Raw genomic sequence first — 18,623 nt, forward strand, 5'->3', positions numbered from 1 at the left:
TCCGTTCACCTTCTACTCGCATCTCTTGCACCGACGCGTCGGCAGGAAATTTTGATTCTGGATGCGGCGAGTCCCGGCTTTTTTGGCGGAGCGAGCAAGACTCAGCCCGGTTTGTGTGTGCCTTTCCAGGGGGGAAGCTACGCGCTGGCTTCCAACTGTACGGCACCAAGCACCTTCTCATGGGTGACAAGACTCACAAACCATTTCCAAGCACCGGGGTTCTTCGAGACGAATTCGAGCCCGGCACCGGCCTGCGCGTTGACGAATCGACGGCGGGTTTCGCGGTCTTGTATGCCGACAGCGTGATGGAAAGCGTGCGTTAGTTCGTGCCAAAAAATGACTGCGAAGTGCTCGCCTCGGAGGTGTTCGTGCAGGTGTACTCCGTGGTTGGCATACAAGTAGTAGCCCCAAACACCGGCTCGGTCAGCTGTTTTGGCAGGCAACACACTAAGCCGCACCACCCGGTGCCAAATGGTCATGCGTACGGGCAACGGGAGTGAAGACGCGGGCGGGTGTAAGCAGATTCGGTCGAACCGCTGCCCCCTCGAAAAGTGTTGCGAAAGCATGGCGTTCAGCCAGTGCCAGGCTTGCGGATCTCGTCGCACGAACTCCATAAGACCGGTGGCAAAGCTGTGTGTATAGTTCTCCTCCACCGAAGCGTCATCAAGCCCGTGGGAGTAGTGAATGACGCCAAGGAGGCGCTTCACAAACGCTATCGCCAGGTCGCGTCCCTGTACATGCGAGGCGATGCGTATCACGCCAGCATTGAAGTCGACTTCGCTATTCACATTCTTCCGAACCAACTCCGCCTTGGTACACAGCACGACTTGCAGCGTGTACGGCCCAAGGCTAACGGGGAACGGCAGTACAGCTGCTTGACTCGGCATACAGACTCTCTGGAATTGCGGCGTGGGAACAAGTTGCACGTAGCCTACGAACATCCCTTCTATGTGCTTAATCAAACACGTGACGTCCCCTTACCTTGGCATCCCTTTGCCGGAGGGCCTTCCGCGTGTCTGGCGGCCATTATGGCGGAGTTAGCCTTTGAGCCCTGAAGGAGAGCCCCACCTGTCGGCAACGAGCCTACTATTGGATGCGATTGCAGATAAATCGCGTTGGCATTGCGCTGGAGTCTCTCGTTGTCATTACGGACATGGCTGATGGCCCTGGCGTCTCGGTTGTGTGGCACTGCCCGAGAGTCAACCATCAACCCACGATGAACGACATTTCGACTTTGGGCTGGCTGGGTGCGATTGTGCTTTCAGCGCGCTGCTCGCCTCACCGCAGGAAGCCCATTTGCTCAAACAGAAATCGGATTGGCAGTGAAAAAAACTCTAGTCGCAGTGGCGGCCGCTGCTTGCGCCATGTCCGGCGCGGCCTTTGCCCAATCGCCATCCAACGTGACGCTCTATGGCATCGCTGATGCCGGCGTCAGTTTCCAAAATCACGTCAACGGTGGTGCGAACTGAAGTGGCTCGGTGTACGCCGTAGCTTCGGCCGCGAGTGACCAATGGTCTTGGCGGCGAAGTGCCGGGCCTACTATACGGACGCCCGCACTGACAGCAGGGATTCGTGGATGTTTGTGCTGAACGCCGACTACGCCTTTTCCAAGCGCACCGACGCGAACCTGCTTCTCGGCGACGTGAACAACAAGGGCAATGCGACCTTCGGTGTGACCAGCACCGCCAATACGCTGCCGGGTCAGAACCAGACCGGCGCCATGCTTGGCATGTGTCATCGCTTCTAAGCTCCTCCCGTAGAAGGAAGCGACGCGCTTCCTGAGCGTGCCAGCAACAACTCTTATCGACCTTAGCTTCTCACCGGGTTAAGGCCGTTTGGCCGGCAGCGATGTCGGCCATTTTTTCTGTAGCAGTGATTGTGTTCGATGCGCTAATCCTCGTGCTTTAGTTCCATTCAATTCTCTGGCATCGAGTAGCGTGCGTGTGCAGCTGTCATGAAGAGATGGCTCAATCGGGGTGACAGAGCCCCCAAAAATCTTGCCGCCCTGTAGGGGCTTGCTCGCACTGTGTTTTTTTCGGCCAGGTCGACGTCGCCAGGAAAGACGCGTGTCAGTCTGGACATCGCGAGGCATCGCTGACCGTCAGGCAGTCAGGCTCATCGCGCACCGTCGTTGGAGAAATCATGATGAGAGGCATTTCAATACGTGCAACTGCGACTGGGGAGTGGGAACTCGTGGTCGGCCTCCTGGAGCAGACCGGGTTGGACGCCTCCGACGTTGACCTAGTCAGGACAACGCTCCACATTGCCGTAGCGGCGAAAGTGATTACAGGATGCGCGGGCGCCGAACGTCACGGCGACACAGCTGTCGTAGCGCCGGTTGCAGTGCTCCCCGAATACCGGGAGCAGGGTATTGCATCACATCTGGTTCAGGCCGCTTTTATGAGAGCACGAGCCGACGGGTGTCGGCTGGCGGTGGTTCTATCGACGTTTTGCGCCAGCTTCTTTTGCCGGCACGGATTTTCGTTGACGCCGCGTAGTGCACTACCAAATGAGGTGCGAGGTTCAGCTTATCAGAAACACGATAGGCAGGCGCCCGTCTGCATGACTTGTGATTTAACTAAGAGCTCGCACACTTGGGTGCCTCCAAGTTCGCACTAACCCGAATAGCCTGACAGGTGTTCATCTGTCACAGTTCAAGAGTACGTACGTCCTTCTCAAGGACTTCCCGTTGCAGCTGGGCCTTACCCTCAGACTCATTTGGAGTGGTCGTCATAGTAAAGTCATCCGGATGCCAACATAATCGGTTGGCGAGCATCCTTGCTGATTCGATGAAATGCGTGTAACGATTCGTACCATTACTATCCCTGGAACTCGGAGCCGGGCGCCAGTGCACCAAGCAGCCGTGTATCTTACGACGGAACAGGATGCCGAGCCCCTGATGAAGAGTGATTGGGGGCAGCGGGAGCCGGAGGTGTTTAAGGCAGCCCAGAATTGGGCACAACGGAATAATTTCACCGTCTTGAATCCTCGGTCAGGCTCGTTTAATGGAATCGTTGCTGGCCGAGTCCCATTCCCGTGACTGATACGCGTAGTTTGAGCTCAGAGGGTCGTCACTGATAATTGTCTGACTTACGCCGGGCAGGCCGTTTGCTACCTCTGCGCTATCGCAACTCGAATCCCATACGGAGCGCCTCAGATTCCGCGCAGAATTGTGTGTACGCGCCGCGTTTGCCGCGTGGTCTGCTTGCCACGGGAAGGCGGATATGACCGCTCACGCGGCAAGACGGTTGGAGGTCATGTTCGGCCTGTCGGCTGCAGGTGGAAACACGTACCAGCAGCCGTCATCGTGCCGAAAGAAGAACAACGCCCTCAAGCCGGCCGGTTGCTCGGTCTCGACGCATACGTAGCGTCTCCGGCCGAAATGGGTACGGCTGAACTCAACTACACGGACCGGCGTTGTGGGGCCAGGCGCGAGCCATTTTTCGACCTGGAAACGCAGCGACTGCCCGTTCGTGCTCTTCATTTCTCGCTCCATCCCCCCTGTTCTTGTTTGCTGCAGCGGGGTCCAACAATTGTCATGACCGGTACGAAGGCCGTCGTGCGGCTGACGGATACCCTTCGCGGCATCCAGGCAATCCTGCGCCGATTTTTCTACCGAGGTTCGGTCATGGCTCGTAGGCGAAAGTGGCGCTGACCCGCCAGGACCGCTACCAGAAGGTTCGGCTCTTTCGGACGGTGGCGTCCGAGAACTCCCGATTGGTCCTTGGCACACTGGTGCTCGGATTTTGGGAAGCTGGCCCCGTGACCGGTTGCAGACTCGACTCGCTCGGGTCAATCGGGCGGAAGTAAGGGGAGGCCAGTCGCGCCGTGAGGGCGGACATCCGGCCGGCTGGGGCGTGAATTCTGTGCATGCTCGGCTCCTCGCTGCCCTGTTCTTGCAGGGCAGCCCAATGCCAGCGAGTTCTGGCAGGACACAACAAGGAGCGGGGCTGGCCGAGTGGCCGGACGGCACTGCTGCCTTACGTTCCAGGCAAGACAGCGGCCGAGGAACGACTGATGACTTGACTAGATGCGATACAAAGGTCGACTAGAACAACTGTCCACGTGACTTCCCTCCTTTGGGTTCCGAAGCCAAGCCAAGGCAGGACTAGCCGGACCACCGAAGATGAAACCGTCAATACTATATATACTGTATGAACGAAAAGCCATGGGGATGGAGGACTTGATGCCAAGCGAAACACGGAAGAAGGTGGCCGCGACGTTAGCGCCGGACGCAAAGGGCGAGGAAGGGACCAACAGCAAGCTGCGCGCCGGCAAGGCAGCGAAGAAGGCGGCTTCTACCACGAAGGTCTCGGCTGACGCGGCGGCAGCCGCTGATGGCGGGGCTTCCAGCTCGAAGAAGGCAAAGAAGCAGAGCAATGGCGCGGCACTACAGGCAGACAAACCGGCCAAGAAGCCAAAGGTCATCCGGGACAGCTTCACTATGCCGGAGTACGACTATGGAAAGTTGGCTGAGCTGAAGCGAAAATGCTTGGCTGGCGGCGTCCAGGTGAAGAAGAGTGAACTGCTAAGGGCGGGACTCCTGGCTCTCGAAGCCCTCTCGGAAAAGAGGCTACTCAGCGTTGTTGCGCAAGTCGAGGAAGTCAAGACGGGTCGCCCTGCAAAATCCTAAGACAGACCGCAACAAAAGGAGCCAAAGTCGAAACTGGTGTACGCACGGGGAATTTGAGGCGCGGAGTAGAGGGCGGTGGAGCTTTCCGCTGAGAATCTGATTGTCGAGATCGGAAACCAGCACAAGAAAGGTCCACCATGAGCAAGGATAAAGGGAAAGAAGCAGTCGGTCTATCGGAAATCGGGCTTGGGCTCGAGGAGCTGATCAGGCGCGGGGCCCGGCGGGTCATCCAGGAGGCGATTGAAGTGGAGCTGGCAGAGCTGCTTGAGCAGTTCAGTAACGTCAAGACGTTGAGCGGGCAGCGCGCCGTGGTTCGCAATGGCTACCTCCCGGAGCGCGAGGTGCTGACGGGCGCTGGACCGATTGCCGTGAAGGTGCCCAAGGTGCGCGACCGGTCCGGTTCCGGCGTGAAGTTCAACTCGGCGATCGTGCCGCCGTATGTGAGGAAGTCGCCGCGGGTGAGTGCGGCGCTGCCCTGGCTGTACCTGAAGGGAGTCTCGACAGGCGACATGAGCGAGGCGCTGTCGGTGCTGCTGGGCGAGGATGCCAAAGGGCTATCGGCCAACGTGGTGAGCCGATTGAAGGCGCAGTGGGCAGACGAGCATGCGAGCTGGAATCAGCGTGATCTGTCGGCGGCGCGCTATGTGTATTGGTGGGTGGACGGCATTGGCGGCAACAACTTGGGAACATGGCAAACCGAGTTGGGGCTGCCTTACTGGCGCCGCTACGTGGACGTCCCTCAAAGATACGTGAGGTACATCACCGAATTCCGTGTCTCGAGTAGTCGCCCTGGGGACTAGACTACAAATTCGGTTCGGCGCTGACCTTGCGCCTTAGTTGAGCCCTCTTCGGGGAAACGGATGGTTAGCCGCCCAGCATCATCTGAGCTGCAAGCCAAAGCCCATGCGCTCACCGTTCTACCACGTCTCGTATCTTCGGATGTAGCGACATTAGAACATTGTTCGGCAGACTATCTGCACGGAACTGGGATGTCATCATTAACGACTTACTGCGCGCCGCAGTTCCGTCGAGCCATCCGTCTGCCCTGATATTCCTTGAAGCCTTGGAGAGTATCGGCCACCGCACTCGCGAGGAGAGCCGTATGGCCATCGGCTCACCGACGCACGGTCAGCTGATTTCTGCCTTCAGGGCTGCTATCGACCAAGTTGCAAGTGCCCAGCTCAAGGAGCCCAAATCCGTCGAGGAACTCGCTCGAACCCGTGTCGAAACGGCATCCCGCCGCCTAGATAAGGTGCTGGCTCGAGCCAGGGGCGGTAGCCTGGCGGATGGCGGAACTCCACCAGACCCGCATCCAGATTAAGCGGTTGCGTTACCTGCTTGAGCATTTCTCGCCGGTGCTCGCGAAGGCGGACCGCAAGCGCATTGCGCGCCTCGCGCAGCTCCAGGGAGCGCTTGGCGCGTTGAACGACGTCGTGGTCGCAACAACTTATATTTCCGAACTGCCCGTAGACTCGGAGTATGCGCCAGCACATGAGCTGTTCATGCAATGGCTGCAAAAAGTAAAGAAGGTCAGACGCCGAAAAGCAGTACGTGCATTGAAGGAATTGTCGCGACAACGCTGAGATGAGCCTCAGACGCCAACACTTCCTCGCATACTCAAGGGAAGGTCAATTCCCCTTTCAAGAACAGCGAAGACACAAGAGGCGCCATGAGGCAGCAGGGACATGACGAGCGTATCGCAAGACTCGCTGAAGAATTGGGCCTGCCCGTGGAAACAGTCAAGGAGGCGTATCTTGATGCGTTGCGCGATTTGGCCGCCGGCGCTCGTATCCATGACTACCTGCATCTGTTTGTTGTGAGGCGCGTCGTCGACTGGCTGCAAAGGGCTGTGAACGCAGGGCAAAGCGTTGAGCATTTCCGCGTTGAGTGACTGACGCGTACGTCCGGCAGTCACTTTGGCAGTCCTAGGACGCACCGCATGGCATTCCCGTGGTGAGGTGACGTCCTGAGGTGCTCTGCGTTAATCTTTGCGCGTGATGCTTCTGCGGGTTAGCGTGGTGGCGTAACGCGCCCTTGACTCGCTTCGCGACAAGCAGTGGCAGATAGTCTTGAATGCGCGCCTCTGAAATGAAGTCCTGCAATGTTTCACCGTAGATTTTCGCATATCGGCTCCCCTCGGCGAAAAAAAGCGAACCGAAGTTCGCACAAGAAAATTCCGGGGCTGCGCGTGCGCGCTAGGAAATGCTATAGGGCAGGGCCAGCACCTTTGTCGTGGGCCAATTGCTTTGTGGTTTTCTTGGCCGTTTCGTCGGACGCGCCGGCGGGCGTCGAAAAGGCTGATTGCCATGCTGCTAGGACAGATTCGCTTCCTGTGGGCGCGTTCTTCGCGAGGTTTTCGAATAACTCCTGCGCATCGCGTTGACATTGCTGGAGGTGCGCTTGGGCGGCCGTCGAGAATTCGCCTTGAATGCTCGACAGGATTTCGGAGACCTGCCGGCTGTACGACGCCGCCTTTTCTGCTATGGGCTGCGTCAGGTGCACAGGCAGGGCAACCCATTCTTGCTGGTTGTTCGCGGAAAGCGTCTTGCTCAGGATTTGCTGATTTTCGGCGAAGGTTGATTTGACTGCTTGCAGATTTAGCTCAGCCAGCTTTTCGATGCCTTCGAAGGCTATGGTCGCCAGACCAAGGAGCCTTTCCACGCCTGCTTTCTGCGCGGAGATGGATTGTTCGGGGATAGGAGTGCTCATCACTGCTCCATAGGGTAAGGCTGCGAGTGTTCGAGGGGAACTCTGAATCAGGACACGAATAGTGCGCCGCCAGGGTGAAAGTCTTTGTTGCGTTGCGGCAAAAGTCATTCTAGGGGCGATTGCTCGGAAGTCAACTGTTTCTCGCGTGGGCACGCTTGCGCGCTCGTAATGATGTCGAGTTTCCGGTTGCCCGGAGAGGGCGTAGCAGAAACCGCCCACGAATTGAACGCAATCCACACATGTCGATATGGTGTCAAACAAGTGCACCAAACGGCTGATATCGAAGGAATTGCGGGTTAACCTTGATGCTGCTCAGCGTTAGTATGTCGGCCGCTTGGGCCTGAAGTGAAAAGGCGCGCGCCGACGGCGTCAGAACAGCGTCTGCACTATCGCAACTCGCATCGCATACGGAGTGCTGATGCTCAGGTCCCGCGCAGAATTGTGTGTAGGCGTCGCGTTTGCTTCGTGGTCTGTTTGGCACGAGCCGGCAATGACCGCTCACAAGGCCAGACGGTCAGCGCTCGTCTTCGGCCTATCGACTGCAGGCGGAAACACGCGCCAGCAGCCGTCATCGTGCCGAAAGAAGAACAACGCGCGCAAACCGGCCAGTTGCTTGGTCTCGACGCATACGTAGCGTCGCCGGCCCGAGTGGGTGCGACTGAATTCAACTACGTGGACCGACGTCGCGGGGCCAGGCGCGAGCCATTTTTCGACCTGGAAACGCAGCGACCGCTCATTCGTGTCTTTCATGACCTCCTCCAACATCCCGGTTCTTTTTTGCCGCGTCTATAGGGCCAACCAATGACATGGCCTAGGCGAAGTAGCCGTGCGAACCGATGCACGGCAATGCGCTTCATGACACCTGCGCTTCGCGGTCGAATCTTGAGAAAGCGCTTTAACTCTAGGCCACAAGTTGGCGCCCCTGCGTACCGTTTTGCGAAATAGCAACAGGGGAAAGCCGGCTATGAGGTGCCTGCATGCACCTCCAGGTGTTAGTGCTGATGCATCGCAGTATGTGCGGCCGACCACAAAGTCGCGTTAGTAGCAACCGAGAAACGGGCGAGATTTGCAGGAGGTTGACCCCGCGCGCTTAGCGGCCGGTTCTTCCAATGCCCATTCTTTCCAAGGCAGCACTGCTACTTTTGCGAGCCATGAGAAGAGGGCCGAAAGAGACTGCGGGGGACAAAATCTCCGGGGCCAGCGCCTGACTCAAAGCTCCGCTCTGCGCAACGCTTCGCAATGGCACGCGCGGAGGCCGTCATGTGTGATGTGAGGCGGATATACGTAGTCGTGAAGCGAGAGTGGGAGCGGTATCAATCGTCATCATCGTGTCAACGACGCCACGCGCATTGGCGCTCCCGCCACCCCCACTGGTATCGCAGTCCTAGCCTCGACACGAATGCTCATCCCCGTGGCGGTGAATCGTCCGACCGCTGTTGGGCGCAATGGTGTCGAAAACACAACGAAGCGAACAAGGCGCTCGACTGCAAATCATGTCGCGCTCAATCTAGCGACTAGAATCTCCAGCAAGACAGGCTTTCGACTCTGCTGTGCCGGCGGGGGCAGTTTCGGTCATGGACATCTACCAGTTGCGTCTCGTCTCAACGGCCCGAGCGGGATGGCTAACTGACAAACACTGTGGGCGCGTAGCTGTCGAAAACAATCAGGTAACGCTGGATGGGGAGCGGCTGGAGATAACCAGCTTGCAGCGGTCAAGCCGTGCGGAGGCAGTCACACCTGCCTCCGGTACTTTGCTCGAAGTTTGGCAGCATTCCAATGGGGTGTTCGTTGGTGCCAGGGCAGAGGATGTCGATGGTGCTCGAGCAGCGAAGACAGCGAGGGAACAGGCAGCCCGAGTCGCTCTTCACGAAAGTGAGAAGCGTCTTCGTACTCAAGCACTTACATTCAATGCGAGTCTGGCGATTCCAGTTCGGTGGGTGCCTGGTATCGTTGCAGAGGACTCGAGAAATACTTCGGAAGTGCCTGCGCACGACGTGCGCGACCGCGATGTTCACGTCCTGTTAAAGCAGGCCATTCGTGATGGACGGATGATACGTGCGGCGGGCGATTTGCTGTGCAAACGCTTGCGCCGAACTGGTGGTGAGCTCCGGTTCGCACAAGGGCTGGACGAGTACGCTCGGGTTTCTTGCACTGCGTGTCTAACATTGGCGAAGCGGTGGCAGAGCGATTAGAACTAACGTCCCGCATCAAATGCCCCGCAAGAAAGTAGTCCACGAGCTTGGTCGCTATAGAAGGTGTCGTCTAGCAGCCGTCGTGGCGCTGATGCCGGTACACATATCGCGCGGGGTCTTGCTTAAAAACCGTGCGCGAAGCTTCAGATTCGAAGAAGTATGTCCGACCTTCAAAATTTGCCGTGATGGCGTGAGCAACGTCGACCTTCTTCCCTGTGACGGGGTCGCGGGCAGTAGGGCTGTACTCCTGCGTTGTATGGCGGCGCTGCACGCTCTCTTGATTGGTTCGGCGACTTATGAATCGCTGCCACGCTATCAGGGCGATGACGGCCAGTCCGCCAAGCAGGAGCCATGAGAGATTCTGTGAGAGCCAGTCCATGGTTAGGCCTCCTCGTCAGGGAAGTAGGCAGCTGCCATGCGGTCAGGTAAGGGATGTCGTGTAGGACGTTGACAGTATGCTACCGCCAGGTCGCGGGCGCCATAAGGGAAAGGTTCGTGAGGTTGCCGTTCACTATGTACTAGCACCTCGCGCCCTGTCGCGCCCTGGCGGGGAATTTTGATTTTCAATGCGTCGAACTTTAGGGCGGAAAGCACATCAAGCACCCCGGTTCGTGCGTGCCTTCCCAGGGGGCAAGCTACGCGCTGGCTTCCAATTGCACGGCTTCAAGCACCTTCTCGTGGGTGGCCAGGCTCACAAACCATTTCCAAGCGCCGGGGTTCTTCGAGACGAATTCGAGCCAGGCACTCGCCTGGGCGTTGACGAACCGGCGGCGCGTTTCGCGGTCCTGCATGCCGGCAGCGTGATGGAAAGCGTGCGTCAGTTCGTGCCAAAAGATGACAGCAAAGTGCTCGCCTCGAAGTTGCTCATGCAGGTGTACCCATTGGTCAGCGTATAGGTAGTAGCCCCAGACGCCGGCTCGGTCAGCAGCTTTGGCAGGCAATACACTGAGTCGTATCACTCGGTGCCAAATGGTCATGCGCACCGGCAATGAAAGCGGAGATGTCGGCGCCTGCTGGCAGATTCGCTCGAACCGCTGTCCCTTCGAAAAGTGTTGAGAAAGCATGGCGTTCAGCCAGTGCCAGGCCTGCGGGTTTCGTCGAACGAACTCCATAAGACCGGTGGCAAAGCTGTGTGTGTAGTGCTCCTCCACTGAAGCGTCATCAAGCCCGTGGGAGTAGTGAATGACGCCAATGAGGCGCTTGATGAACGCAATCACCAAGTTGCGTCCCTGCAAATGCGATGCGATGCGCATCACGCCTGCATTAAAGTCGACTTCGCTATTCACATTCTTCCGGCCGAACTCCACCTTAGAACACAGCTCGACCCGCAGCGTGTACGGCCCTAGGCTAACGGGGAACAGTAGTACAGCTCCTTGGCTCGGCATACAGACTCTCTGGAATTGCGGCGTGGGAACAAGTTGCACGTAGTCTACGAGCATCCCTTGTATGTGCTTAATCAAACACGTGACGTCCCGTTACCTTGGCATCCCTTTGCCGGAGGGCCTTCCGCGTGTCTGGCGGCCATTATGGCGGAGTTAGCCTTTGAGCCCTGAAGGAGCCCCACCTGTCGGCAACGAGCCTACTATTGGATGCGATTGCAGATAAATCGCGTTGGCATCGCGCTGGAGTCTCTCGTTGTCATCACGGACATGGCTGATGGGGCTGATGGCCCTGGCGTCTCGATTGTGTGGCACTGCCCGAGAGTCAACCATCAACCCACGATGAACGACATTTCGACTTTGGGCTAGCTGGGTGCGATTGTGCTTTCAGCGCGCTGCTCCGAATAGTGGTCAGTTCGATGCAGCCAAAGGTCGGCCGCTCGTCGGCGCAACGCGTCGTCAGATTCCAATTGCGACAGAAGGGTCGTGACACGCTTGAGATTACGCCGGCGAAGCTGTTGCAGCTCATTGCGGAAGTACTCTCATGCAAGCGGATATAAACGAAGGGAAGCTCGAGACGCGGCTGGTCCGCGTCCGGGGTCGTGTACCGGGTATCGGCTATCGGGAGGCATGCGTACATCGTGCCCAGGAGTTGGGTGTCACCGGGTGGGTCCGCAACCGCATGGACGACTCCGTAGAGGCGATGCTGCAGGGTTCACCCGAGCAACTTGCTAGCATGTGCGCTTGGTTAAGCGAAGGCATGTCAGCAGCGCTTGTAGAGCGGCTCGAAGTGACCGAGGTGCAGCCACCGTTTGCCCGCTTTGGCAGTTTCGAGCGCCTGCCTACCCTGTAAGGGCAGTTGCCCAAATCTGCTGGCGCTGTCATCAAAAATTCACGATGCATGAATCGGCCTCTTGTAGTGACCCCGATGGGAGTTCGGCTGTGTCGCCCATCCGAGGTCGTCCTCGACATCTTGCCGTCGCCGCAAAAGGGGGCCTTCGCAAAGGAAGACGGTGAGGTAGTCATCGACGAACAAGGCCGTCGCGTGAAGTAGGCAGGAAAGCTCAAGTCGAAATGAAGAAGGGGCATCCACGAAGCCCCCCATCTGCTATCTCAGAGAAAATGTCTTTCCTTGAAACTCACTCTCTGCAATCGTCCATCGAGCTTACGCGTTGGATGTCGGCACGCGCGGTCATTGTTTCTGCGCCTCCTGCTCAAGGGCATCCTGTGTGATGTGTCGGACATCAGTGCCCTTGACGATATAGATGGTGAACTCGGCGATGTTTGTTGCATGGTCACCGATGCGCTCAATAGCCTTGGCGATGAAGAGGTAGTCCAGCGATACGGATATCAGCTTCGGGTCTTCCATCATGTAGCTCATGAGCTTGCGGACGAAGCCTCGGAATTCCTCATCCAGGGCTCGGTCCTCTCGTCCTATCATTGCTGCCTCAGTCGTATCAAGCCTTGCAAAGGCGTCCAGAGCTTTGTGCAGCATCTCGACAGCCAGTGCGGCCGAGACGCGGACCTCTGAAAAGTCGATGGTTGAACGCGAGACTTGGCCAATGATGCGCTTTGCGCGCTTTGCAATCTTGTAGGCCTCGTCACCGACACGCTCCAAGTTCGTAATAATCTTGGATACCCCCATTAGTAGTCGCAAGTCGCGTGCGGTCGGCTGGCGGCGGGCAATGATATAGCTGCAATGGGCATCTATCTCAATCTCTTGCCGATTGACACGTTGTTCCGCTGCAATGACGTCATCAGCAATGGCTACGTCGAAGGTCTCCAACGCGCGGATAGCCGCTTGAACCTGGGCCTCCACCAGTCCACCCATCAGCAAGACTTCGGTGGAAATATCGGTGAGGTCGGACTCAAACTGGCTGGATAAGTGCTTCTCGGTCATATTGCGCCCCCGATTCAGCCGAAACGGCCGGTGATGTAGTCCTCCGTTGCTTGCTTACTTGGCTTCAAGAAGATTTGATTGGTCTCGCCATACTCGACAAGTTCGCCCAGATACATATAGGCCGTGTAGTCGGAAACACGGGCGGCTTGCTGCATGTTATGGGTCACGATAAGAATCGTGACGCGCGGCCGCAGCTGACTGATGAGTTCCTCGATGCTACCCGTTGCAATCGGGTCCAAGGCGGAAGTTGGCTCATCAAACAATAGAATCTCGGGGTCGGTCGCCAGGCACCGCGCGATGCACAGACGCTGCTGCTGTCCCCCGGAAAGCGCGGTACCTTGTGACTGCAACCGGTCCTTCACTTCGTCCCATAAGGCCGCTGCGCGTAGCGCCTCCTCAACGCCCTGATCAAGCTTCGAGCGGCTCTTTTCACCCCGAAGCCGCAAACCGTAAGCGACATTCTCGTAGACGGACTTGGGGAAGGGGTTCGGCTTCTGAAACACCATGCCAATGCGCATCCGTACTTCAATGGGGTCGACTCTGGGGTCGAGGATGTTGGTGTTGTCCGGATATAGCCGGATGCTGCCCTCGTACCGGTTGCCGGGATACAGGTCGTGCATGCGGTTGAAAGAGCGTAGAAGTGTCGATTTGCCACACCCAGACGGTCCAATCAAAGCGGTCACACGCTTCTCCTGGATAGGAAGATTGACTCCCTTCAAAGCCTGGAACGCGCGATAGTAGAAGCCGAAGTCGATGGCAGCCGCCTTGACTGTAGACGGCTCCAGGGCATGAGGTTCAAGCCCTTGCACAAAGTTATTGCGTGGAGGAGTGGCGGGTTCCCGCTGGCCTTCCGCGGGCATGGTGTTGCTTACCATTTGATGGCCTTCCTCAGACGATAGCGAACCCAGATGGCGAGTGCATTCATCGAAAGTGTCATCAGAACCAGGATGAAGCCGGCGGCCGCGGCGTTCTGTTGAAAGGCCTCTTCGGGCCGAGATGTCCAATTGAACATCTGAATCGGCATGACGGTGAATCCCGACCAGAGCCATTCGAAATTGAGCCAAGGGAAATCTGATGAAACGGGGGACTGCGGCAGGAATGCGATGAAGGTCAGCGCCCCGATGGTGATGATGGGCGCAGTCTCACCGATGGCCCGCGACATGCCAATGATGACACCGGTCATGATGCCGGGCATGGAATACGGCACGATGTGGTCACGGGTCACCTGCCAGCGAGTGGCTCCCAGTGCATACGCACCCTCACGGATATGCTCCGGGATGGCTCGAATCGACTCGCGCGTAGCGACAATGACGATGGGGAGGATAAGAAGAGCGAGCGTCAAGCCGGCAGACAGGATGCTCTGACCGAACCCGAAGGAATAGACGAAGATGCCCAGGGCAAGCAGTCCATAGACAATGGACGGAACACCAGCGAGGTTGGTGACATTGATTTCGATGATGTCTGTAACCAGGTTCCTGGGCGCGTACTCCTCCAAGTATGTGCCGGCAGCAACGCCCAGCGGGACGGCAGTGACTGCGGTGACAAGCATCACCAGCAGGGAGCCAACCCAGGCGGAAAGGATGCCGGCCTGTGAGGCTCGTCTCGAAGGAAAATTCGTGAAGAACTCGGGAGTGAGGCGCGCCCAGCCCGAATAGGCCATCTGGAGGAAGAGCGCGACGAAGGTCAGCACGCCCACAAGCAGCGCGAGAAACCCTGCGATGGCGAAGAAGAGGTCCCATCGCTTGTTGGTCCTGATGATGCTGCGAATGGCGTCGAGCGGCGGCAGTGGCATGGCGTCCCTTCAATAGGCTTCGCGATAGCGACGCCGGAGGACGTGGCCGAGGATGTTGAAGAGCAACGTCATCAGCATCAGCGTCAGACCGGCGGCGAAGATGGACTGATAGCCGATGGAACCGTGAGGCAGGTCACCTAACGCTACCTGCACAATGTAGGCGGAGATTGTTGCAGCAGGCTGCAGCGGATTCATCGTGAAATTGGGCTGCATGCCGGCGGCCACCGCAACAATCATGGTTTCACCGACCGCGCGAGAGATACCCAGGATGTAGGCCGAGAGAACGCCGGACAAGGCTGACGGTACGACGACCCGCATAGCGGTCTGGAACCGTGTGGCGCCCATCGCGTACGAGCCCTCTCGCAAACTCATCGGTACGGCGCGCATGGCATCCTCGGCAAGCGAACTGACGTAGGGGATGATGGCGATGCCCATCACGAGCCCGGCGGATAGCATATTGAAGCCGGGTAAGGAAGGCATCAACGCTTGTAGCAGCGGAGTAACCACCGTGAGAGCAAAGTAACCGTAGACGATAGTCGGAATACCGCCGAGCAATTCCAGGAACGGCTTAATGACTTCCCGAAGTGAGGGATTCGCGAACTCCGAGAGGTAGATTGCGATGGTGGTGCCAAGTGGAATTGCTACGGCCAGGGCTACCAGAGATGTGGTCAATGTGCCGAGCAGCAACGGAAGAATGCCGTAGCGAGGCTCGGCGAAAAGCGGTGTCCACATCGTATCGGTGAAGAAGTCCCCGACCGGGATATTGGCGAAAAAGTGGGCTGATTCGCTAACCAGTACCCACACGATTCCCAGCGTGGTAATAACCGAGACTGAGGCAGCAAGAAACAGAATGAATTCAATCAGGCGCTCAGTGGTGTTACGGAAGGCTTTCTTGGCGAGTCGCTCACTGACCACATGCGAGGTCACGTCATCCGCTGAAGTGGTAACGGTTGAGGAGTCCGGCATAGCAGCCTTCACGCGAGCGTCATGACTGGGCGCGGACTGATGCCGCGCCCAACTACGGTTACAGCTTGGCTTCGCGGGCCAGTACAGACTCGATAGTTGCACCGACGTCCGCTTCGCCGCCGAAGACCGTGCCGAGCTTCTTCTTGGCCAGGTGTTCAGCGGCTGTCGTGTAGGCCTTTGCCGGCAGAGGCACGTACTTCACCTCTGCAGCCAACCGTGCACCGTTCTGCAAATAGTAGGTCACAAACTCCTTGACCTCAGTCTTGTCGAGAGACTTCTCGTTGACGTAGATGAAGATTGGTCGCGAGAGGGGGTTGTACGAGCCATCAATGACGCTCTTCTCGCCCGGAAGAACAGGCTTGCCAGCCTTGTTCACAATCGGCACAGCCTTGAGTTTGCTCTTGTTTTCTTCGTAATAGGCGTAGCCAAAGTAGCCGATGCTATTCGCATCGCGCGAGACGCCCTGGACCAGAACGTTGTCGTCTTCCGAGGCGGTGTAGTCACCGCGCGAAGCCTTGGCTTTGCCAACAACGGCTTCAGTGAAGTAATCGAAAGTGCCGGAATCGGAACCTGCGCCGAACAGCTTCAAGGGCGCGTCGGGGAAGGATGCGTCAACTTGCTTCCAGGTGGTGACCTTGCCCTGCGCTGCTGGCTCCCACATCTTTTTGAGCTGCTCGACGGACAGTTGTTTGACGAACGTGTTCTTCGGATTGACCACCACCGTTAGCGCATCGAATGCAATGGGCAACTCGTAGTACTTGATACCAGCCTTGGCGCAGGCCTCCATCTCCTGTTTGAGGATGGGTCGGGAGGCATCTGAAATATCAGTTTCGCCTCGGCAGAACTTCTTGAAGCCACCCCCGGTCCCCGAAATTCCGACGGTGACCTTGATGGCATTCTTCTTCGCCTTTTGGAAGTCTTCTGCAACGGCTTCCGTGATGGGATAGACGGTGCTCGAGCCATCGATTTTCACGATAGCCTGGCCATGCGCGGCATGCGAACCTACGGTTAGCGCTACTGCCGCTAGGGCGGCGTGAGAGGAGAGGCGCATCAGAAACTCCCTGAGCAATGAGTGGACAAGCCCAGATTAGGAAGTACATTTCCATAAATCTAGGCGTATAGAATCATGGGCTCGAGGTATGGCGACGAGATGACCATTCATGACACCAAAATGACGTGCCTGCGCTCAGACTTGCGCTATCGGTCTCTCAGAGCCTCTACATTTCAACAAATGATGAAGAACGAAACTGCCGTTGCGGCTCTGGCTGCACTTGCTCAGACCTCCCGACTTTCGATATTCCGTCTCCTGGTCCAGGCGGGCCTTGACGGCGTGAATGCCGGCCGCATTGGCCAAGAGCTGGGCGTGCCGCCGGCGACACTATCCTTCCATTTGAAGGAGCTTGTGCACGCTGGCCTGATTGCGAGTACGCAGGAAGGGAAGTTTGTTATCTACCGCGCCCAGTTCGACCGTATGAACGAGTTGATTGGGTTCCTCATGGAGCACTGCTGCGAGGGGCGTCCCGAAGACTGCGGCGTTGCTGCCGTCCAATGCAAGCCAAAGGGTGCCAAGCGGACGAAGTCAGCTGTCGAGGCTGCGTGATAGACCGGGACCAGCGCTAGCTGCATGACGGTTGCGGATGCAGGGCAAGCGTCTTGGAGTTCCCGGGATGCGAGCAGGCACTCAGGAACTTGTGACCGGTCAACGAACGATTAGAAAGCCAAAGCGAAAGAAGTATGTCGACGCGGTCGAGGTCAAGAGCACGACTGACTTGACCCCACGAATCCTGGCCTCTTGGAGCAGCGCCCTGACCAGGCTTGTCGCAAAGCCCTTAGAGCGATAGTCCTGCGTTACCGCAACGGACCATAACAGCGCGGCCACGCCATAGAGTTCCGATCCGGCACCACACCCCGCTGACCTCGTTAGTAACGACGCGGAAGTTCGAGAGATGCTCCGACACGCCCGCGAGGGGCAGCGAGTTGCTGGACAGCAACGCTTCTATGTGGGGCAGGTCATGAGCCGTGGCGGCACGAATCGTCATAGGCGAGTCCCAGGCGTTCAATTCAGGGTAGCTGCGGCATTGATTCTACGCTTCCAGTAGAATCGAATTAAAGGAGCGACCCATGCCACACACTTTACCGAACATCGACCGGGCGCAGCTTGAGCAAGTTTCGACGGGAGAACTGTCCAAGCCGCTTTCAGCCCATCCCCCACGAATTCTGCTTCTGTATGGTTCCCTGCGAGAGCGCTCGTACAGCCGGCTCCTGATTGAGGAAGCCGCACGCATCTTGCGTGCCCTTGGCGCCGAAATCCGGATATTTGACCCGCGTGGACTCCCGATGCCGGACGCGACGGCCGCGGACCATCCCAAAGTAGTCGAGCTTCGCAAGTTGTCGGAGTGGTCGGAGGGCCAAGTCTGGTGCAGTCCGGAACGGCATGGCGCCATCACCGGCGTTATCAAGACGCAAATCGCTGGCTGCCGCTGGAAAGCGCTGGCATCCGCCCGACTCAAGGACGTACGCTGGCGGTGATGCAGGTATCTGGCGGTTCTCAGTCGTTCAATTCCGTCAATACGCTTCGCGTGCTTGGCCGCTGGATGCGGATGTTCACCATCCCGAACCAGTCATCTGTGGCAAAGGCATTCGAGGAGTTCGACGAGGCGGGCCGGATGAGGCCGTCTTCGTATTACGACCGGGTTGTTGATGTCATGGAGGAACTGGTTAAGTTCACGCTCCTCTTGAGAGACAAATCGGAGTACCTGACCGACAGGTACAGCGAACGCAAGGAAGCTGCCGCGAGAGCAGCAAAAGCGGACCTCGCGACCGCAGGTCAAACCGCATAAGTGAGAGTAGCGCGCACCCCTCAATTAACTTGAGGAGCGTGCTTTCGCTGCACACTGGCCGGCAGCGCGGCGCCCAGCCACGCTCATCCCCCACGAGGCCGACGTGACTCCGCTAGCCATCGCCCTTGGTGAGTTGCGCGATGCTGTTGCCAACGGCTTGGCCGACTGCACCGTAGGTCGTCCTACTGCTCGCTTAAAACCGCACACGGTCG

Annotated in this window: 21 protein-coding genes and 4 pseudogenes; 12 read left to right on the forward strand and 13 right to left on the reverse strand. The window is 57.8% G+C overall.

Annotated elements, in window-relative coordinates; genetic code table 11:
* Positions 1-137 precede the first annotated feature (137 nt).
* Positions 138-887: a hypothetical protein gene (locus K307_RS20550; protein ID WP_155301185.1), complete on the reverse strand. Its 750-nt coding sequence runs from the start codon at positions 885-887 to the stop codon at positions 138-140.
* Positions 888-1,322: 435 nt separating this feature from the next.
* Between K307_RS20550 and K307_RS49590 the strand changes: the two genes are divergently transcribed.
* The 3 genes and pseudogenes from K307_RS49590 (at position 1,323) to K307_RS51080 (ending at position 2,619) form a co-directional block, all read left to right on the forward strand.
* Entirely contained in the window at positions 1,323-1,469 is a 147-nt protein-coding gene (locus K307_RS49590; RefSeq protein WP_230625952.1) for a porin, read from the forward strand.
* Positions 1,470-1,534: 65 nt separating this feature from the next.
* Positions 1,535-1,747: pseudogene (locus K307_RS49595) on the forward strand (porin); the annotation flags it as partial.
* 398 nt (positions 1,748-2,145) lie between these two features.
* Positions 2,146-2,619 carry a GNAT family N-acetyltransferase gene (locus K307_RS51080; protein WP_419187158.1) on the forward strand — a complete coding sequence of 158 codons (474 nt, stop codon included), beginning with the start codon at positions 2,146-2,148 and terminating at the stop codon, positions 2,617-2,619.
* Between the two features lie 613 nt (positions 2,620-3,232).
* Here K307_RS51080 and K307_RS20555 read toward each other — a convergent pair.
* Positions 3,233-3,484: a hypothetical protein gene (locus K307_RS20555; protein WP_042882385.1), complete on the reverse strand. Its 252-nt coding sequence runs from the start codon at positions 3,482-3,484 to the stop codon at positions 3,233-3,235.
* Positions 3,485-4,126: 642 nt separating this feature from the next.
* On the opposite strand from K307_RS20555, the gene K307_RS49600 reads away from it, so the two are divergent.
* The 5 genes and pseudogenes from K307_RS49600 to K307_RS20575 all read left to right on the forward strand — a co-directional run bounded on the left by K307_RS49600 (position 4,127) and on the right by K307_RS20575 (position 6,524).
* Positions 4,127-4,633, forward strand: coding sequence for a hypothetical protein (locus K307_RS49600; protein ID WP_230625786.1), 507 nt, complete (start codon positions 4,127-4,129; stop codon positions 4,631-4,633).
* A 137-nt stretch (positions 4,634-4,770) separates the two neighbouring features.
* Positions 4,771-5,301, forward strand: a pseudogene (locus K307_RS20565) (IS256 family transposase); the annotation flags it as partial.
* Positions 5,302-5,591: 290 nt separating this feature from the next.
* The gene (locus tag K307_RS50665; RefSeq protein WP_329955906.1) at positions 5,592-5,954 is read left to right on the forward strand and encodes a CHAD domain-containing protein; all 363 of its coding nucleotides are present in this window, start codon (positions 5,592-5,594) and stop codon (positions 5,952-5,954) included.
* Positions 5,920-6,216, forward strand: coding sequence for a CHAD domain-containing protein (locus K307_RS49605; protein ID WP_051974985.1), 297 nt, complete (start codon positions 5,920-5,922; stop codon positions 6,214-6,216). Before K307_RS50665 ends, K307_RS49605 begins: the two co-directional genes overlap by 35 nt.
* Before the next feature lie 86 nt (positions 6,217-6,302).
* Positions 6,303-6,524, forward strand: coding sequence for a DUF3562 domain-containing protein (locus K307_RS20575; RefSeq protein ID WP_042880871.1), 222 nt, complete (start codon positions 6,303-6,305; stop codon positions 6,522-6,524).
* Between the two features lie 34 nt (positions 6,525-6,558).
* On the opposite strand, the gene K307_RS51085 is transcribed toward K307_RS20575, so the two are convergent.
* The 5 genes from K307_RS51085 to K307_RS20595 all read right to left on the reverse strand — a co-directional run bounded on the left by K307_RS51085 (position 6,559) and on the right by K307_RS20595 (position 10,820).
* Entirely contained in the window at positions 6,559-6,750 is a 192-nt protein-coding gene (locus K307_RS51085) for a DUF3562 domain-containing protein (RefSeq protein WP_080745082.1), read from the reverse strand.
* An 88-nt stretch (positions 6,751-6,838) separates the two neighbouring features.
* Positions 6,839-7,342, reverse strand: a complete 504-nt coding sequence (phaP, locus tag K307_RS20580; protein WP_051974986.1) for a TIGR01841 family phasin — start codon at positions 7,340-7,342, stop codon at positions 6,839-6,841.
* Positions 7,343-7,840: 498 nt separating this feature from the next.
* Positions 7,841-8,092, reverse strand: a complete 252-nt coding sequence (locus K307_RS20585; protein WP_042882392.1) for a hypothetical protein — start codon at positions 8,090-8,092, stop codon at positions 7,841-7,843.
* Positions 8,093-9,604: 1,512 nt separating this feature from the next.
* Entirely contained in the window at positions 9,605-9,913 is a 309-nt protein-coding gene (locus K307_RS20590) for a YHS domain-containing protein (protein ID WP_042880873.1), read from the reverse strand.
* 256 nt (positions 9,914-10,169) lie between these two features.
* Complete coding sequence (locus tag K307_RS20595) at positions 10,170-10,820, reverse strand: hypothetical protein (RefSeq protein ID WP_155301186.1); 651 nt, start codon at positions 10,818-10,820, stop codon at positions 10,170-10,172.
* Positions 10,821-11,457: 637 nt separating this feature from the next.
* Between K307_RS20595 and K307_RS20600 the strand changes: the two genes are divergently transcribed.
* Both K307_RS20600 and K307_RS49610 read left to right on the forward strand, forming a co-directional pair.
* Positions 11,458-11,766 carry an acylphosphatase gene (locus tag K307_RS20600; RefSeq protein WP_042880877.1) on the forward strand — a complete coding sequence of 103 codons (309 nt, stop codon included), beginning with the start codon at positions 11,458-11,460 and terminating at the stop codon, positions 11,764-11,766.
* 48 nt (positions 11,767-11,814) lie between these two features.
* Positions 11,815-11,967, forward strand: a pseudogene (locus K307_RS49610) (arsenate reductase (glutaredoxin)); the annotation flags it as partial.
* A gap of 138 nt (positions 11,968-12,105) precedes the next feature.
* Here K307_RS49610 and phoU read toward each other — a convergent pair.
* Genes phoU through K307_RS20625 form a run of 5 tightly spaced genes read right to left on the reverse strand, consistent with a single transcriptional unit; the run spans position 12,106 to position 16,622 of the window.
* Positions 12,106-12,813: a phosphate signaling complex protein PhoU gene (phoU, locus tag K307_RS20605; RefSeq protein ID WP_042880879.1), complete on the reverse strand. Its 708-nt coding sequence runs from the start codon at positions 12,811-12,813 to the stop codon at positions 12,106-12,108.
* Between the two features lie 14 nt (positions 12,814-12,827).
* Entirely contained in the window at positions 12,828-13,688 is an 861-nt protein-coding gene (gene pstB / locus K307_RS20610; protein WP_080745083.1) for a phosphate ABC transporter ATP-binding protein PstB, read from the reverse strand.
* Positions 13,682-14,605, reverse strand: coding sequence for a phosphate ABC transporter permease PstA (pstA, locus tag K307_RS20615; protein WP_042880881.1), 924 nt, complete (start codon positions 14,603-14,605; stop codon positions 13,682-13,684). The genes pstB and pstA overlap by 7 nt, the downstream gene beginning before the upstream one ends.
* 9 nt (positions 14,606-14,614) lie before the next feature.
* A complete protein-coding gene (gene pstC / locus K307_RS20620; protein WP_230625787.1) occupies positions 14,615-15,583 on the reverse strand; it encodes a phosphate ABC transporter permease subunit PstC in 969 nt (322 codons plus the stop codon).
* A gap of 46 nt (positions 15,584-15,629) precedes the next feature.
* Positions 15,630-16,622, reverse strand: coding sequence for a PstS family phosphate ABC transporter substrate-binding protein (locus K307_RS20625; protein WP_042880885.1), 993 nt, complete (start codon positions 16,620-16,622; stop codon positions 15,630-15,632).
* A gap of 183 nt (positions 16,623-16,805) precedes the next feature.
* Between K307_RS20625 and K307_RS20630 the strand changes: the two genes are divergently transcribed.
* A complete protein-coding gene (locus K307_RS20630) occupies positions 16,806-17,171 on the forward strand; it encodes an ArsR/SmtB family transcription factor (protein WP_042882395.1) in 366 nt (121 codons plus the stop codon).
* A gap of 99 nt (positions 17,172-17,270) precedes the next feature.
* On the opposite strand, the gene K307_RS51090 is transcribed toward K307_RS20630, so the two are convergent.
* Positions 17,271-17,519: a GNAT family N-acetyltransferase gene (locus tag K307_RS51090; protein ID WP_080745084.1), complete on the reverse strand. Its 249-nt coding sequence runs from the start codon at positions 17,517-17,519 to the stop codon at positions 17,271-17,273.
* Between the two features lie 173 nt (positions 17,520-17,692).
* Between K307_RS51090 and arsH the strand changes: the two are divergent.
* Positions 17,693-18,411: pseudogene (gene arsH, locus K307_RS20640) on the forward strand (arsenical resistance protein ArsH).
* The last annotated feature ends 212 nt before the right edge of the window (positions 18,412-18,623 follow it).

It is taken from the genome of Cupriavidus necator A5-1 (genome assembly GCF_000744095.1).
Classification (GTDB): Bacteria; Pseudomonadota; Gammaproteobacteria; order Burkholderiales; family Burkholderiaceae; genus Cupriavidus; species Cupriavidus necator_A.